The 18094-nt window shown below is 41.3% G+C and carries 12 protein-coding genes and 1 pseudogene; 10 read left to right on the forward strand and 3 right to left on the reverse strand.

What is annotated here, in order from left to right; all coding sequences use genetic code 11:
* Window positions 1-105: 105 nt before the first annotated feature.
* The 5 genes and pseudogenes from DW103_RS01095 to DW103_RS01110 form a co-directional block, all read left to right on the forward strand.
* Window positions 106-3202: pseudogene (locus DW103_RS01095) on the forward strand (efflux RND transporter permease subunit); the annotation flags it as partial.
* A 77-nt stretch (window positions 3203-3279) separates the two neighbouring features.
* On the forward strand, window positions 3280-4449 hold the full coding sequence (locus DW103_RS18610) for a TolC family protein (RefSeq protein WP_370453447.1): 1170 nt from the start codon (window positions 3280-3282) through the stop codon (window positions 4447-4449).
* Window positions 4450-4526: 77 nt separating this feature from the next.
* Window positions 4527-5423, forward strand: a complete 897-nt coding sequence (locus tag DW103_RS01100; RefSeq protein WP_122273816.1) for an efflux RND transporter periplasmic adaptor subunit — start codon at window positions 4527-4529, stop codon at window positions 5421-5423.
* A 15-nt stretch (window positions 5424-5438) separates the two neighbouring features.
* The gene (locus DW103_RS01105; protein WP_122273817.1) at window positions 5439-6479 is read left to right on the forward strand and encodes a sensor histidine kinase; all 1041 of its coding nucleotides are present in this window, start codon (window positions 5439-5441) and stop codon (window positions 6477-6479) included.
* Window positions 6476-7243 (forward strand): LytTR family DNA-binding domain-containing protein, encoded by a 768-nt coding sequence (locus DW103_RS01110; protein ID WP_122273818.1) that lies wholly within the window; start codon window positions 6476-6478, stop codon window positions 7241-7243. Before DW103_RS01105 ends, DW103_RS01110 begins: the two co-directional genes overlap by 4 nt.
* A 10-nt stretch (window positions 7244-7253) precedes the next feature.
* Here the strand turns inward: DW103_RS01110 and DW103_RS01115 are convergent, their stop codons facing one another.
* The 3 genes from DW103_RS01115 to DW103_RS01125 all read right to left on the reverse strand — a co-directional run bounded on the left by DW103_RS01115 (window position 7254) and on the right by DW103_RS01125 (window position 12032).
* Entirely contained in the window at window positions 7254-8159 is a 906-nt protein-coding gene (locus tag DW103_RS01115; RefSeq protein WP_122273819.1) for a glycyl-radical enzyme activating protein, read from the reverse strand.
* Window positions 8160-8180: 21 nt separating this feature from the next.
* Window positions 8181-10619: a trans-4-hydroxy-L-proline dehydratase gene (hypD, locus tag DW103_RS01120; protein ID WP_122273820.1), complete on the reverse strand. Its 2439-nt coding sequence runs from the start codon at window positions 10617-10619 to the stop codon at window positions 8181-8183.
* Window positions 10620-11144: 525 nt separating this feature from the next.
* Complete coding sequence (locus tag DW103_RS01125) at window positions 11145-12032, reverse strand: AraC family transcriptional regulator (protein WP_122273821.1); 888 nt, start codon at window positions 12030-12032, stop codon at window positions 11145-11147.
* A 95-nt stretch (window positions 12033-12127) separates the two neighbouring features.
* Between DW103_RS01125 and DW103_RS01130 the strand changes: the two genes are divergently transcribed.
* From DW103_RS01130 to DW103_RS01150, 5 genes are all read left to right on the forward strand, one after another.
* Complete coding sequence (locus DW103_RS01130; RefSeq protein ID WP_122273822.1) at window positions 12128-13606, forward strand: rhamnulokinase family protein; 1479 nt, start codon at window positions 12128-12130, stop codon at window positions 13604-13606.
* 4 nt (window positions 13607-13610) lie between these two features.
* Window positions 13611-14867, forward strand: coding sequence for an L-rhamnose isomerase (locus DW103_RS01135; protein ID WP_122273823.1), 1257 nt, complete (start codon window positions 13611-13613; stop codon window positions 14865-14867).
* Window positions 14868-14975: 108 nt separating this feature from the next.
* Window positions 14976-15986: an L-rhamnose/proton symporter RhaT gene (gene rhaT, locus DW103_RS01140; RefSeq protein ID WP_122273824.1), complete on the forward strand. Its 1011-nt coding sequence runs from the start codon at window positions 14976-14978 to the stop codon at window positions 15984-15986.
* A 26-nt stretch (window positions 15987-16012) separates the two neighbouring features.
* Window positions 16013-16819, forward strand: coding sequence for a rhamnulose-1-phosphate aldolase (gene rhaD, locus DW103_RS01145; RefSeq protein WP_122273825.1), 807 nt, complete (start codon window positions 16013-16015; stop codon window positions 16817-16819).
* 65 nt (window positions 16820-16884) lie between these two features.
* On the forward strand, window positions 16885-18075 hold the full coding sequence (locus DW103_RS01150) for a beta-galactosidase (RefSeq protein WP_122273826.1): 1191 nt from the start codon (window positions 16885-16887) through the stop codon (window positions 18073-18075).
* Window positions 18076-18094: the final 19 nt, after the last annotated feature.

The following is an 18094-nucleotide window of genomic DNA, read 5'->3' on the forward strand; positions in this document are numbered from 1 at the left end:
CAGGAGAGTTCATTCCTTAATCTAGCAGCTTCACGCTTTTACATAATGAAAGGCAAAGGTACAATCGTATCTTTGCCTTTATTAGTAATCTAATATGATAGTAAGATGTTTAAAGCAATTGTTTATTTTTCAATTCAAAAGAAGTTGTTTGTAGGACTTACAGTACTATTTTTATTAATGGGAGGAATTTATGCCATGTTGACACTTCCGATAGATGCAGTACCGGATATAACCAATAACCAAGTGCAAATTGTAACTGTATCACCAACATTAGCTCCTCAGGAAGTGGAACAATTGATTACGATGCCTGTCGAAATGGCGATGAGTAATATCATGAATGTAGAAGAGATACGTTCTGTGTCTCGTTTCGGTCTATCTCTTGTAACGGTTGTTTTTAAAGAAAGTGTTCCGACTTTAGATGCTCGCCAACTTATCAATGAACAAATACAAGCTGTTTCTAGTGAAATCCCTTCTGAATTGGGAACACCAGAATTGATGCCTATTACTACGGGATTGGGGGAAATTTATCAATATATATTAAAAGTCGCACCTGGCTATGAAAAAAAATATGACGCGATGGAATTACGTACTATTCAGGACTGGATTGTGAAGCGTCAACTCTCAGGTATTCCCGGAATTGTTGAAATTAATAGTTTTGGTGGTTATTTGAAACAATATGAGGTAGCGGTAGACCCTGATGCACTTTATTCATTGAATATTACTATTGGAGATGTTTTTGAGGCTCTTCACCGTAATAATCAGAACACAGGAGGCAGCTATATTGAAAAAATCAATCGTGCTTATTATATTCGTTCTGAAGGAATGATAAGTCAGGTAAAAGATATTGAACACATCGTGATAACTAATCGGGGAGGGGTTCCTGTTCATATCAGTGATGTGGGAAGTGTTCGTTTTGGTGCTCCTAAACGTTTCGGTGCTATGACCAATGATGGTACGGGGGAATGTGTAGGGGGAATTGCTATGATGTTAAAAGGAGCGAATGCGAATGTTGTTACTAAAGAATTGGAGAAACGTGTAGAAAAAGTGCAAAAGATACTCCCAGAAGGTGTCAGTGTAGAACCTTATTTGAATCGTTCTGAATTAGTAAATCGGAACATAGCGACAGTTGTCCGTAACTTGATAGAGGGTGCACTTATTGTATTTTTGGTTTTGATGATATTTTTAGGAAATGTACGAGCAGGTCTAATTGTTGCTTCTGTAATACCACTGGCAATGTTATTTGCTTTCATCCTAATGAGATTTTTTGGTGTGTCAGCAAATTTAATGAGTTTAGGTGCCATTGATTTCGGTATCGTAGTAGATGGTTCTATTGTGATAGTAGAAGGAGTTTTAGCACATCTTTATTCAAAGCGTTTGGTTGGCCGTACACTGACGCAAGAAGAAATGAATTCGGAAGTAGAGCAAGGGGCTAGAAATGTTGTGCGAAGTGCTACATTTGCGGTTTTGATTATTCTAATTGTATTTTTTCCTATATTAACATTGACAGGTATTGAAGGAAAATATTTTACTCCGATGGCAAAAACACTTGTATTTTGTATCATTGGTGCTTTGATATTGTCACTTACTTATGTACCAATGATGGCTTCTTTATTTTTAAAACGGAATATTTTGGAAAAGAAGACCTTTGCAGATCATTTTTTTCATAAAATGAATGTGATTTATCATCGAAGCCTTTTGTTTTGTTTACATCGTATTTGGGGAACAATAACTGTAGCTTTTGCCATGTTGGCTGCTTCACTTATCCTTTTTACGCGTTTGGGAGCGGAGTTTATTCCGACACTTGATGAAGGGGATTTTGCTATGCAAATGACATTACCTGCTGGAAGTTCATTAACACAAAGTATTGAATTATCGTGTCAGGCAGAAAAAATACTGATGGACAAATTTCCTGAAATTAAACATGTGGTAGCCAAGATTGGTACGGCAGAAGTTCCAACCGACCCTATGGCCGTTGAAGATGCGGATATAATGATTATAATGAAACCATTTAAGGAATGGACTTCTGCTGGTAATCGTGCTGAAATGGTTGAAAAAATGAAAGCTGCATTAGAACCTATCACTGGCGCGGAATTTAATTTCAGCCAACCTATTCAATTACGTTTTAACGAGTTGATGACTGGTGCAAAAGCAGATATTGCTATAAAACTTTATGGTGAAGATACACATGAACTTTATACCAAAGCGAAAGAAACTGCTAAATTCGTGGAAAAAATAGATGGTGCTTCTGATGTCATTGTTGAACAAACAATGGGATTACCTCAACTTGTTGTTAAGTATGATCGCGTCAAAATAGCCCGTTATGGAATGAACATTGAAGAACTGAATACTATTATCCGAACTGCTTATGCTGGTGAAACTGCGGGTGTAATCTTTGAGAATGAGCGTCGTTTTGACCTAGTACTTCGTCTTGATAATGAAAAAGTTGTAGATTTGAATTTAGACAAACTCTTTGTTCGTACAGGTGAAGATATTCGTATTCCGGTTAGCGAAGTTGCAACAATCGAATTAGTAAATGGGCCTTTACAAATTAATCGTGATGCGACAAAACGTCGTATTGTGATTGGAGTCAATGTTCGTAATGCTGATATTCAAAAGGTTGTAAACGATATTCGAGAAACTTTGGAAAAAAACATTAAACTTCAGCCAGGTTATTATTTTGAGTACGGAGGTCAGTTTGAAAATTTGCAGAATGCCATCAAAACTCTGCTTATTGTTATTCCGGTAGCTCTTTTATTAATTTTGTTATTACTATTCTTTGCATTCAAGAGTGTGACGTATACGCTTGTGGTATTTTCTACGGTCCCATTATCATTGATTGGTGGGATTATAGCACTTTGGTTGCGTGGACTTCCATTCAGTATTTCTGCAGGTGTAGGGTTTATTGCTCTTTTCGGCGTTGCTGTGTTGAATGGTATTTTGATGATTAACCACTTTAATGATTTACGTAAACAAACGAAATATGCGATGACTACAAATAAAATTATAGCTTGTGGCTGTCCGCACTTGTTACGTCCGGTATTTTTGACAGGCTTAGTGGCATCATTAGGATTTGTGCCGATGGCAATTGCCAAATCTGCAGGAGCAGAGGTACAACGTCCGCTGGCAACAGTGGTGATAGGAGGTTTATTAGTCTCTACTATCTTAACATTGATTGTTATTCCTGTATTTTATCGACTGGTACATCTTATACCAGTTTGGTGGAAACGGAAACACTTTATCTCCTATGGACGGCCTATCCTGTGGATTGGGATTATGATAATGGTTCCATTTATTGGTTTTACACAGGAAGAAGTAAGAGGGCAGAAAAATGTAGTAACATTGGATGATGCTATAGAAATGGCTTTGCAAAATCATCCTCGCTTGAAAATGGCAATTGCGTCTGTAGAACGTTCACGTGCATTGAGAGGAGAGGCTTTTGAATTATCTTCAACTTCATTTAATTATTCTTGGGGACAGATTAATGGAGAGGCACGAAATGATAACCAGATGGAATTGACTCAATCTTTCGGTTCTCTTCTTACCCCTTTTTATAAGAATGCACTTATTTCTCGTCAGGTGAAAACCGGACAATATTATCAAGAAATGGTGAAAAAAGAAATTATCGCTGAGGTAAAGCGCGCTTGGGCTTATTACCAGTATGCATTTCATTTGCGAGCGCTTTATTGTGAACAAAATGATTTGGCAGAACGCCTTCGGAAAGCCGGTGAACTTCGTTATGAGCAGGGTGATATCACTTTGTTAGAACGCAATATGACAATAACGCTTGCCACAGAACTACATACTCAATTAATACAAGCAGAGGAAGAATATACGTTGGCTACCCGCCGTTTTGTTTGGGCATGTTATGCAGATTATCCTATTATTCCAGCCGATACAAGTCTTAGACTTTTTCCTATAGATACAAATATTCGTTCCTCTTCGGAAATTTGGCATAATTATTTTCAGAGTCAGGCTGATGAAAAGAAAGTAATGCTCCTTGTGGAACGTAGCCGTTTTTTTCCGGAACTTTCTCTAGGATATGTCCGGCAAAAAATAGCTCCTGCCAACGGACTAAATTCTTGGATGGTAGGTGTCTCATTTCCAATTCTTTTCTTTCCACAAAAAAGTCGGGTAAAACAAGCAAAATTAGATGCTTATATTACCCGTATGAATGCAGATGCTACTATACGAGAAACTGATAATAAAGTGGAAGAATTACAAGTCACGCTTCGTAAGCATTCTGAAAGTATCCAATATTATATAACAAGTGCTTTACAGGAAGCAGAAGCCTTAAAGGAAAGTGCGTTAATTCAATTTCGTGAGAGTGAAACCGATATCACGCAATTTGTGCAAAGTTTGAATGTCGTTCTCGGGATACGTCGTAGTTATATAGAAACCGTTTATAATTATAATATAGCAGCTTTGGAATTGGAAATGTATACCCAGTGAAAAGTTCCAAAAGAGATTTTGAAATGATTTGAAAGTAAAAAACAAAGGATTAAAAAAGAATTTAACAGTTATAGAAGATGAAAAAAGTGATAATACCCATTGTTTTCCTGTTGACTGCCTGCAACCAGTCCGGAACAGAACAATTCTCCGAAGGGAAAAATTCTACTCCAACAGAATTAGTTGTTGAAACGACTTCCCAAGATACTATTCCGGAGGTCGATGCTGTTACCTCAGCTACAGCTATGCCAAACCATTCGTCGTTTAATGGAACACTTATGATTCCTCCTCAATACCATGCCACCGTAACTCTCACTATGGGAGGAATTATCCATAAAACCACATTGCTTTCCGGCAATTATGTAAAAAAAGGAGAGATTCTGGTCACACTTGAAAATCCAGACTTTATCATTCTCCAACAAAACTATCTGGAGGCTCATGCACAAGTTGAATATCTGAAAGCTGAATATGAACGCCAGTTACGTTTAAGTGCGGAAGAAGCTGCATCAAAAAAGCGCTTTCAACAAAGTAAGGCTGATTATCTTTCAATGAAAAGCCGTCTCGAATCTGCTGCCACCCAACTAACTATCTTGGGAATTATTCCTGAGGAATTGCTTACTACCGGTATTCGTCCTTATTTGGATGTGAAATCTCCGTTGAATGGTTATGTTGCAGGTATAACCGTAAATCTTGGAAAATATGTCAATTCAGGTGAGCCGATTTGTGACATCATAGATAAGGTGGAAACATTGTTATGTCTGACGGCTTACGAAAAGGATTTACAAGACTTGGTACCAGGTAAACGTGTGCAGTTTCGTGTGAACGGCATGGGCAAGCAGACATTTGATGCAACTCTAATTTCAGTCGGGCAGGAGGTGGACCAGATAAATCGATCGCTTGTGGTCTATGCTCGTGTGAAAGAAACCAATCCTTATTTTCGTCCAGGTATGTATGTGACGGCTCGTGTGGAAAAATAATTATCTTTGTATCTGATGAAAATGAATAGAATAGATAAATATGTGGTAGTGTTGAGTGTTGTATCAGTGATGGTCGCTTTTCTGACGCACTTCCCGGAACTAATATCTTTGTTCGACCATTCCGGGCAAAATAATCTTTTTCCCGGGATGCGTTGGATGGATGTGACCAATGAAATATTTTTTACGTTCATTTCGCTCTTATTACTATTTAGCCTGAACACGGTTGTTTTTCACTTTAACCGTGCTTCAGTTGTTATTGGCTGGAAAACAATCGTATTGTCATTTGTAGTAACTTGGGTGGTTAGCAACTTGTTGGGAAAAGGTTTTGTTTTTTTACATCATCACTTTGATATTCCGGCCATTGATGCAATGGTGCATCATTATTTGCACCCTTTACGTGACTTTATTATAACCTCTATTGTTACAGGTACTTGCTATATAAGTTATTTGGTACATAAGAGTCAGCTGGTCTCATTGGAGAACCAACAACTTCGGACCGAGAATCTCGTTAATCAATACGAAGCCCTTAAAAACCAGCTTAATCCGCATATGCTTTTTAATTCGTTGAATACGTTGCGTTCATTGATACGCGAAGTACCGGATAAAGCCCAAGATTACTTGCAGGAACTATCACGTGTGTTGCGCTATACTCTGCAGGAGAACGAGAACCAGAGTGTTACACTTCGGGAAGAAATGGATTTTGTTCGTGCCTATATCTTTCTTTTAAAGATGCGTTATGAAGAAAATCTCTCTTTTGATATTAAGGTAGACGAAAAAATGTCCGCTCATCGTCTTCCGCCTATGTCAGTGCAGTTGCTTATTGAAAATGCAGTCAAACATAATGAAATTAGTTCTCGTCGTCCGCTGGTCATTTATATTCAAACTGTTGATGATAAATTGAAAGTATTTAATCCAATACAGCCCAAATTGACATCCAGTGCAGGGACTCGTATTGGGTTGTCTAATTTAGCTAAACGTTATCGTCTCCTGTTTAAGAAAGAAATTGAGGTGAAAGAAGAAAATGAAATGTTTATAGTAATAATCCCTTTGATATGAAAGCAATCATTATAGAAGATGAAAAAGCTGCTGTTCGCAATCTTCGCGCTTTATTGTTGGAGGAAACTATTGAGATTGAAATAGTGGCAGTTTTAGATAGTATAGTGGAGACTATCAATTGGTTTTGTAAGTATCCGGTTCCTGATTTGGTTTTTTTGGATATTCATCTGGCAGATGGTTCTGCTTTTGAAATATTTGAACATGTAAAGGTGAATTGTCCTGTTATATTCACTACAGCCTATGATGAATATGCCTTGAGAGCATTCAAAGTGAATAGTATTGATTATTTATTGAAACCTATTGGTGCAGAAGACCTTCGTAACGCACTTGATAAATTGAAGCGTTTATATACCAGTCCACTATATAATGAACCGGATTATATTACTTTGATACGTGCGCTTCGGAAAGAAGAAAACTATAAAACACATTTTCTCATACCTGCCAAAGGAGATAAGTTACTGCCAGTTTCAGCCGATATGATTTTGTATTTTCATATTGACGAGGGTGTTGTTAAGGCTGTATTGACGGATGGAAAAGAATATCTTTTTCCACAGACACTGGATGAATTGTCCGAATGCTTGAATCCAGTCCAATTTTTTCGTGTAAACCGCCAGTATCTGATTGCAAGGAAAGCTATAGCTGATATTGATTTATGGTTCAATGGCCGGCTTTCTCTAAATTTAAAAGTCTCTGTGGCAGAAAAAATATTAGTAAGTAAAGCACGTGTTCCGGAATTTAAAGATTGGTTTACGGGAGGAATGTGACCGTGTTTTTTTACCCTCCGATAATCGTCTCAATCCCATACCCGGCAAAGATACTCCGGCAGCGTTCCACCGTTTCTTCCGAAGGAGCGGACAAGGGGTAGCGGTTCGGATTGTAAACACTTCCCCGTTTCTCATGTTTCCCTTTCCCTATATCGTGATAAGGCAACAGGTTCACACACCTGCGTTTCCAAGGCAATGATGCCAGAAAAGCAGCGGATTGAGTCATGTTTTCTACATCCGCATTTACCCCTTCTATCAATGGAATACGAATATGAAAATCATGTCCGGCTTCGGCTATCATCCGCAGGTTGGAAAGTATCTGTTCGTTAGGGACACCACAGAAAAGCCGGTGCTTTTTCGTATCCATTTGCTTCAAATCGACTAAAAGCAGCTCGCAATTCTCCATCACTTTCCGGACTGTTTCGGGACGGGCGAATAGCGTGGTGTCTACCGCCCGGTGAATACCCAACTCACCGCAACGGCGCAATAGTTCGAGTAGCTCGTCTGGATGCAACAACGGTTCTCCGCCACAAAAAGTAACGCCGCCTTCCGAACGGTCCATAAAGAGCGTTTCCTTTTCTATTTCCTTCATCAACCTGTCCGTCGAGTATTCCGTACCGGAAATCTCTATAGCCAGAGCCGGACACACTTCCGCGCAATTGCCACAGACGATGCAGCGGTTTTTATCCGTTACAATCCCGTCGGCAGTCAGGGTTAATGCCTTCTGCGGACAAGCTTCCACGCAAGCCGAACAACCGATACATTTCTTTTTCGTATAAAGTTTCTCTTTTTGTCCGGACACTCCCTCCGGATTGTGGCACCAAATACACGACAGCGGGCATCCTTTCATAAAGATGGTTGTGCGGATGCCCGGCCCGTCGTTGATAGCATATCGTTTGATATCAAAAATCAGCATATAGAATAAGATTGCCGGTGATTAAAAAGCTTCCTGTTCCGTACGGGCAATCACGTCCGCCTGCAAGTCGGCATTCATATCGTTGAAATAGTCGCTGTAGCCGGCAACGCGGACAAGCAAATCGCGGTAATCTTCCGGACATTTCTGGGCGGCGTAGAGCGTTTCCGTATCGACAATATTGAACTGGATATGATGTCCGCCAAGGGCGAAATAGCTGCGTATCAGGGCTGCCAGCTTCGAAATGTCCTCTTCACGTTTCAGCAGGCTGGGGAGGAAGCGTTGGTTGAGCAGAGTTCCGCCACTCTTCACCTGGTCCAGTTTACCGAGCGATTTGATTACGGCGGACGGACCGTGCGTATCGGCTCCGTGCGAAGGAGAGGTCCCGTCGGAAATGGCTTTCCCGGCCAGGCGTCCGTTGGGAGTGGCTCCCATCACCTTGCCGAAATAGACATGACAAGTAGTGGACAACATATTGAGATGGAAACATTCGCCTTTCGTATTGGGCTTTCCTTCGATAGAGTCGTACAGGTCGTTGAATACTTTAACGGCAATACTGTCGGCATACTCATCATCGTTCCCGAAGAACGGCGTACGGTTCAGGAGAGTCTGCCGCATCGCCTCGGCTCCGGCAAAGTTGTTTGCCATCGCCTTCAGCATGTCGTCCATGGAGAAACGTTTATCTTCGAATACATGCTTTTTTAGCGAAGCCAGACTGTCGGTGACAGTCCCCAAGCCTGTACATTGGATATAGGTAGTATTATAGCGTGGACCACAGTTGTAGTAATCCCGGCCTTTGGCAATGCAGTCGTCGATAAAGAGCGAAAGGAACGTGGCCGGCGCGTATTTGGCAAACATCCGGTCGATATAGTTGCTGACACGCACTTTCATGTCTACAAAATACCGAACCTGCTTCAGGAAGGCCGTGTACAATTCGTCGTAACTGGCAAAACTACGCGGGTCGCCGGTCTCCAGGCCGACTTTCCGACCGGATACCGGATCTGTGCCGTTGTGTAGCGTCACCTCCAATATCTTCGGGACATTCAGATAGCCGGTCAATACATACGCTTCCTTACCGAAAGCCCCCACTTCAATACACCCGCTACAACCTCCTTCGCGGGCATCCTGTAGAGATTTCCCTTGCCGCATCAGCTCCTGGATATAAACATCCGGATTGAATACGGACGGGTAACCATGCCCCTGCCGGATTACCTTGCAACCGGCCCGGAGAAAACGTTCCGGCGTACGTGCGCTGATGTGTATGGCGCTGCCCGGTTGTAAGATATGCAATTCCTCAATCGTTTCAAGCATGATGTAGGATACTTCGCTCACCCCGTCGCTACCGTCCGCTTTTACGCCCCCTACATTCAGGTTCGTGAAGTCGTTGTAAGTTCCACTTTCCTTTGCCGTAATTCCAACTTTGGGAGGCGCCGTATGATTATTCACTTTGATAAAGAAGCAGGACATCAACTCCTTGGCCTGTTCACGCGTCAGTGTCCCGTCGGCAATACCTTTCTCATAAAACGGGGCCAGATGCTGGTCGAAATGACCGGGATTCATCGCATCCCAACCATTCAGCTCCGTAATCGTTCCGAGGTGTACGAACCAGTACATCTGAATAGCTTCCCAATAGTTACGCGGTGCATAAGCCGGAACCCGGCGGCAAACTTCGGCAATACGACGCAGCTCGGCGGCACGTTTCGAATCCTTTTCCGTCAAAGCCATTTCGTCTGCCAAATCCGCATGCCGTTCGGCAAAGAGGATGGCGGCATCGCAAGAGATGGACATAGCCGTCAACTCTTCCTGTTTGTCTGTGGCCTCAGGGTCGTTTATGAAGTCGAGATTGTCCAACTCTTTCCGGATACGTGCTTTCAAATCCAGTAATCCAAACTTATATACTTTACTATCTAATGCCGTATGTCCGGGAGCACGCTGTTCCATGAACTCGGTGAACATACCAGCTTCGTAAGCCTCTTTCCACTCTTTCGGCACATGGCTGAAGATGCGTTCGCGTTGTGTACGGCCTTTCCAGTAGGGGATAACTTCACGTTCGTAAGTGTCGATATCCTCCTGGCTAATCGTATAACGTTGCAATTCGCGCGTATTCAGCACATGCAGGTCTTCAACGCTATGGCAAGTCAATTCCGGGAAGGTCGGGACACATTTGGGTTTCGGGCCACGTTCGCCGACAATCAATTCATCTTTACCTATATAAATAGTTTTCTGTTTGCATATCTCCAGGAAGTTCATCGCCCGGAGGACAGGAATAGGATATTTACCGTAGTTTTCTTTATAGAAACGGGTTTCTATTAGCGCACGTTCTATCGAGAGGGACGGTTCGGCGTCGAATGTTTCTTTCCGTAACCGTTTGATGCGGTCGTTCATGCCGTATGCATTCGCTTCTACTGCGGGTGCAAAATTAGATGCACTTTTAGGTGCACGCTGTGCTGTGATTGTTTGCATATCAAAGTTGGTAATTAAATAAACAAAAGAATAAAAAGGAAACTATATAATAATAAGGAAAGGCGGTCTGGCCGGAAAGGACAGAACCGGACGGGATACTTTGCTTAAAAGTAAAATATCAAGCAGTTAAAAAGTCGTCTGTAGGATTTAACAAGCATAATATATACGTGTTTGTCGATTACACAGCCTTCCCGTTTTGAGAAGGAATATGACTCTGCAAACATAACTGTTTTTTCTGAAGTGTCAAAATATACGAGTTTTGTTTTTATAGGTTTCTGGAGTCTTTTATTTTCATGCCTATCTTTTCCTGTTTTCGTCCGTTCCTATTAGTTGTTTCCTCCCTATGTAATAACCGTTCGTCAGCTGGCGAACGATTGTCCGCCAATTGACGAACGGTCGTTCGCCAATTGGCGGACAACTAACCGAACCTAATGAATCAACTAAAAGAATAGCTTCTTTCGGCTAATTCATTATATGTAAAGGGATAGAAGGGAATAAGCTTTTTATTTTGGCAACTCTAGCATATTAATGTGCTCTCTCCCTGAATTCGGAAGGAGTTACACCCTCTTTCTTTTTGAAGAAAGTGGAGAACTGACCGGCATTCTCGAAACGTAGGCTATAAGCAATTTCCGATATATTCAGATTGCTTCCTGTCAGCAACTCTTTAGCTTTTAATAATTTCTGTTGTAATTGATATTGTGCAGGAGAAACACCTGTGTATTCTTTGAACATCCGACGAAACCATGAATACCCTAATCCTAAATTAGAAGCGATTTCTTCGGGAGACAAAGGATTCTCCACCTGCTCTTTCATCAGGATACGAGCTTCATTAATTTTATCGACTACATAGGTATTCGTGAAGGAATTGTTTTTTCTTTTATAATATACAGTTCCGAGAATATGTAAGACAATACTTGATATCATTTGCTGATAACCGGATTTTTCTTCCGATGCGAACTTCAGAATATCCTCATATAACCCTACGATTGTGGCACTTAACCCGATATGCTGAAGCGGTTCTTCCTTCGTAAAGAACCGTTTCTCTACTCGTCTGTCAATGTGAATGCCCCTGAAGCCGACCCAATATTCGTCCCAGCCTGTCTCACTGTCAGGATAGTAACTATGCCATTCTCCCGGGAACAATAATATCATTGTTCCTGCATTTATTTTTTGTAACTTGCAGGACTGGGAGGAGAAGTATCCGCTACCCTTCGTTATGTAGACTAACTGGTATTCGTTCAGAATACGTCCGGTTTGCGGCTTAAAGTCGTAGTTATCAGGGTGTCTGGAAAGAGGGTAATGCCCCTTTGGCGGGATAAACTGATAGCCCACGGTAGTAACAACGATACCCCAATCTTCATCAGTGGTTCCGATGGTCAAATATCTCAATTGATCGCTTAGCTGTCTTTCCATGTCAGAATTGTAAGGTTTAAAATCATTTTCGAAAGCAAAGATAGTAATTAATCGGTTACTTTTGCTATCAAATAATAAACAACTTTGTTTTTACCATGAAGACATATAACTTTTTAGCTTTTGATATCGGGGCAACCAGCGGTCGTGCTGTTCTGGGTTCATTGGTTGGTGACAAATTTGAAATGCAGGAAATTAATAGATTTCCAAATGCTATTATGGAGCTGCATGGAAAGTATTACTGGAACATCTATAAATTATATGAAGCGCTAAAGGATAGCCTGTTTATTTGCGCGCAACAACAAATTCCATTAGATTCAATCGGTATAGATACGTGGGGAGTCGATTTTGGCTATTTGGCCGAAGACGGAACATTGCTGGGGTTGCCGCGTGCTTATCGCGATCCTTACACAGATGGCGCTCCGGAAGAATATTTTAAGATTATTTCCCGGGAGGAAGTGTATCGCCTTACCGGTATCCAAATCATGAACTTTAACAGTCTGTTCCAGTTATTCCGGGCTTCGAAAGAAAATTTCGGGCCATTGGGTTCAGCTAAAGAAATACTCTTTATGCCGGATTTATTGTCTTATCTGTTGACGGGTAAAAAAGTCTGTGAATATACGGATGCATCAACCTCTCAGATATTAAATCCGATGACCAAGCAGTTTGAAGCATCTTTACTGGAAGCAGCCGGAGTTTCCCCTTCCATTATGCGTCCTTTGGTAATGCCGGGAACATTAGTCGGAGAATTGACAGATGCCTTGGCGAAAGAAACAGGTATCGGTAAAATACCGGTTATTGCTGTTGCCGGTCATGATACAGCTTCGGCTGTTGCTGCTGTTCCGGCTCTTGATTGTGAGTTTGCTTATCTGAGCAGCGGAACTTGGAGTTTAATGGGAATAGAGACTGAAGAACCGATTATTACCGAAGAATCATTCCGGAATAATTTCACAAACGAAGGAGGTTTGGAGGGTACGACACGTTTCCTTAAAAATATTACAGGCATGTGGCTCTTGGAGCAATGCCGGAAGGAGTGGAGTAAAGCCGGACGGGATTATGCTTATCCTGCAATTGTCCGGATGGCGGAACAAGCTGTTCCGTTCCGTAGTCTGGTGAATCCTGATGATCCCCGATTTGCTAATCCGGCCAGCATGACGGAAGCAATTGCTTCATATTGTCGTGAAAGCGGACAAGAAGTGCCGGAAAAAGACGCGGAATTTATCCGTTGTATTTTTGAAAGTTTGGCATTCCGTTATAAAGAAGTATTAGGAATATTAATGAATATGGCTCCTTTCCCGATTCGTTGTTTACACGTAATAGGTGGAGGATCAATGAATAACCTTCTTAATCAATTTACAGCCAATGTGATTAATATGCCTGTTATCGCCGGTCCTTCGGAAGCAACGGCAATAGGGAATTGCATGGTGCAAGCCAAGGCCGCCGGATTGGTGGCTGATCGTTGGGAGATGCGCCGTTTAATAAGTACTTTCATTTCTCCGACAGTTTTCCGTCCGGAAGATAATGGTGAATGGGAGGAAGCCTATAAGAAATATCAATTAATAACCTCAAAAAAATAAGACCATGACAAAAGAAAGTATTATCAAACAAGCTTATGAAGTAGCAGTAGAACGTTATGCCTCAATGGGTGTAGATGTTAAAGATGCAATGGATAAATTGCAGAAAATATCTCTTTCAATGCATTGTTGGCAAGCAGATGATGTATCGGGATTTGAAAATCAAGGTGGTTCGTTGACCGGTGGTATCCAGGTGACCGGCAACTATCCGGGTCGTGCCCGTACAATCGAAGAAGTACGAGCAGATGTTCTTAAGGCCAGTTCACTTATTGCCGGTAAACATCGTTTAAACTTGCATGAAATTTATGGCGATTTTCAGGGAAAGAAAGTGGACCGTGACGAAGTAGAACCCGCTCATTTTGAAAGTTGGATGCAATGGGCAAAGGAAAATGACATGAAACTGGACTTTAACAGTACCTCTTTCTCTCATCCGAAAAGTGGCGACCTCACATTGGCTAACCCTGATGATGACATCCGCAATTTCTGGATTGAACATACGAAACGTTGTCGTTGGATTAGCGAAGAAATGGGTAAGTATCAGAATGATCCCTGTATCATGAATCTTTGGATTCACGATGGAAGCAAGGAAGTACCTGCCAGTCGTTTAAAGTATCGTCAGATATTGGAACAATCGTTGGACGAAATCTTTGCGACAGATTATAAAAATATGAAAGACTGCATCGAAGCCAAATTGTTTGGTATTGGCTTGGAAAGCTACACTGTCGGTTCGTATGATTTCTACTTGGGTTATGGAGCGAAGAAAAATAAGATTGTAACATTAGATACCGGCCATTTCCATCTGACGGAAAGTATTGCCGATAAAGTATCTTCGTTGCTTCTTTTCACCCCTGAAATTATGCTGCATGTAAGCCGTCCGGTTCGTTGGGACAGCGACCATGTTGTTATCATGAGTGACGATTTGATGGATTTGGCTCGTGAAATTATCCGTTGCAAGGCATTGGATCGCGTACATATCGGTCTGGATTATTTCGATGCTACAATTAATCGTATCGGTGCTTATGTGATAGGATGCCGTGCTACACAGAAAGCTTTTATGCAAGCTCTCTTGGAACCGTCGGCTACTTTACAGCAATATGAAGCTGAAGGTAAGTATTTCGAACGTTTGGCTTTGCAGGAAGAGCTTAAGAGTTTGCCATGGACCGCCGTTTGGGATATGTTCTGTTTGCAGAATGATGTTCCTGTAGGTGAAGACTATATTGCGGAAATAGAGAAGTATGAAGCAGAAGTGACTTCAAAAAGATAATTAGTCTATAATTTTGTCATTCTGATTGCCAGTGAAGAATTTGATGGGTCAAGCGCATAGGTTCTTCACTTCGCTCAGGATGACATTTACATTTAATATCAAACGAGAATGGAAATCATAGTTGGATTATTGATTATAGCTGTTGGTGCCTTTTGTCAGTCTAGTTGTTATGTCCCAATCAATCGTATTAAAGAATGGAGTTGGGAGTCTTACTGGATTGTGCAGGGTATATTTGCCTGGCTGGTATTCCCTTTCTTAGGAGCTCTGTTGGCTGTTCCTGCGGGGAATTCATTGTTTGAAGTTTATGCCAGCCATCCTGCAGATACATTATGGACCATGTTTTTTGGAGTCCTGTGGGGAGTCGGTGGCCTGACATTTGGTTTGTCCATGCGTTATCTCGGTGTAGCGTTAGGACAATCTATCGCATTGGGCACTTGTGCCGGACTGGGAACAATTCTTACACCTGTATTTACCGGAAAAACAGGTGATTTGACTACACCTGTTATTGTGGGGGTAGTAGTAACTCTTTTGGGTATTGCTATTATCGGTTATGCAGGAGGTATGAAATCGGCCGGTTTGAGTGAGGAGGAAAAGAAAGAAGCGGTAAAGGACTTCAATTTCACTAAAGGTATTCTGGTCGCTTTATTAGCCGGCTTCATGAGTGCTTGTTTCAGTATCGGACTTGGCTTCGGTGAAAGTTTATGTTTTGCCGAAAGCAAAGAAATATATAGGACATTGCCTGCAACCTTTATGGTGACTATTGGTGGTTTTCTGACTAATGCCATCTACTGTTTCTATCAGAACTCAAAAAACAAGACATGGGGAGATTATGGAAAGACTTCGCTTTATGTCAATAATATTTTATTCTGTGCCTTAGCCGGTGTGCTTTGGTATAGCCAGTTTTTCGGATTAAGCTTGGGGAAAGGTTTCCTTGTATCTTCACCGGTATTGCTCACTTTCTCTTGGTGTATTTTGATGTCATTGAACGTCACCTTCTCCAATGTTTGGGGAATTATATTGAAAGAATGGAAAGGGTGTTCACAGAAAACGATTACAGTTCTTGTCATCGGATTGATTATTCTGATTATCTCGTCTTTTCTTCCTCAATTATTAAAATAAGAATTACTATCATTTAATATAATAAAATGACAACTATCAGAAACAACAGTAAACTAATGGCCGAAGTAGGCCGTATCGCCGAAGTAGCCGGCTATCTCTGGACAAAAGGATGGGCCGAACGCAACGGTGGAAATATTTCCGTTAACCTGACGGATTTGATGAGTGAAGAAGAAAAATCTATGCCGGCTATTTGCCCTGCCATACCATTACAGGAAGCGATGACAGCGTTGGCCGGTCATGTTTTTTATGTGACAGGAACAGGTAAACGTATGCGTTATGTCGCACAAGAGCCTTTTGCCAATGGCTCGCTTATTCGTATTGCTGCCGATGGAAAAAGTTATGAAATTATTGCCGAACAGCCGGTAATGCCTACTTCCGAATTACCTTCTCACCTGATGATGCATAATTATCTGCGTGGTTTGGGACGTGATAATAAAGTAGTGCTTCATACACATCCGACTGATTTGATTGGAATGACTCATTGCGCTCCGTTCCTTGATTCAAATGTAATAACCAATACTTTGTGGGGTATGATACCGGAATGTCGTATCATTGTTCCAAAAGGTATCGGTATCGTCCCGTATGAAATTCCCGGAACACTTGACTTAGCTAGAGCAACTATCAAACAGTTGGAAAAGCATGATGTCGTATTTTGGGAAAAACACGGTATCCTGGCAGTAGGAGAGGATTTGATAGAATGTTTTGATGCTATTGATACATTAAGCAAGTCTGCTCAGATATATTTCAGCGCCCGTATGGCTGGTTTTGAACCTGCCGGTATGACGCAGAAACAACTGGATGACCTTGTCCCGGCATTTAATTTACCGGAGTAATAAGGCTATATTAAAGTTTAGTCTTGGCATGTAATAATAGTTTTGTTTACGTAAAATGATATTTTATGAAAAAGTTTTTTTTGGGAATTACTTGTTTATTGCTGTTGGGAGTATTCCCTGCTCAGTCACGCAATAAAAAAGAGAATCGGATACCCGTTTTAGCTTGGTTTAGTATTCCGGCTGAAAACACGGACCTCGACAGATATTTGGAGTTGAGAGAAGCTGGATTTACGCATAGTTTTTCACAGACAAAGAAGGCTGATGAGGTTGCAAAAGCTTTGGAGATGGGGAAAAAAACGGGAATAAAACTAATTATTTCATGCCAGGAATTAGAAAATGCTCCGGAAGCGACGGTTAGGCGATTCAAAGGACATCCGGCTTTGGCCGGGTATTTCTTGCGGGATGAACCGGATCGTACAGCTTTTGACGGATTGAGCAAGTGGGCTCGTAAAATAGAATCTGTCGATAACAAACATTTTTGTTATTTGAATTTGCTTCCGACTTATGCTTCCTTGGAAGCTCTCAAGACAAACTCATATCGTGAGTATGTTAATCTGTTTATTAAAGAAGTAAATTTACCTTTTGTTTCGTTTGACCACTACCCTATTGTAGGGGAGGGCATACGAAGTGATTGGTATGAAAATCTCGAAATTATAGCCGATGAGAGCCGTAAGGCAGGAAAACCGTTTTGGGCTTTTGCTTTGGCTACGGCACATGATCCTTATCCAATTCCGACTTTAGCTGCATTGCGTCTGCAAGTTTATAGTGATTTGGCATATGGTGCACAAGGAATACAGTATTTCACATATTGGACACCGATAGGAACGATATGGAATTTCCATCAAGCGCCAATTACTGAAACCTTACAGCGTAGCGAAGTATATGATCGGGTAAGGGAAATGAATAAAGAAATAAAGAATCTCTCATTTGTATTTCATGGAGCCAAGGTTCGTTCAGTATCACACATCGGGAAAGAGATACCTGCAGGAACACATCGTTTGACTTCTGTTTCTGCACCTATTCGTGAGGTTTCGGCTGACGGCGCGGGTGCTGTTGTTTCCGAAATGGAAAATGACGGTATAAACTATCTGGTTGTTGTGAATCGTGATTTACATCATAACCAGAAAATAACGGTAAAATGCGATAATTCCGTTTCCCGGGTTTTAAAAGACGGGACAATCGTTTCTGCAAATCGTTATATTCCGACATTGGATGTAGATGCAGGCGATGTTTTAATATTTATGTGGAAAAAATAATAGTAAAAAATAAAGAAAT

It is taken from the genome of Parabacteroides sp. AM08-6 (genome assembly GCF_003473295.1).
Taxonomy (GTDB): domain Bacteria; phylum Bacteroidota; class Bacteroidia; order Bacteroidales; family Tannerellaceae; genus Parabacteroides.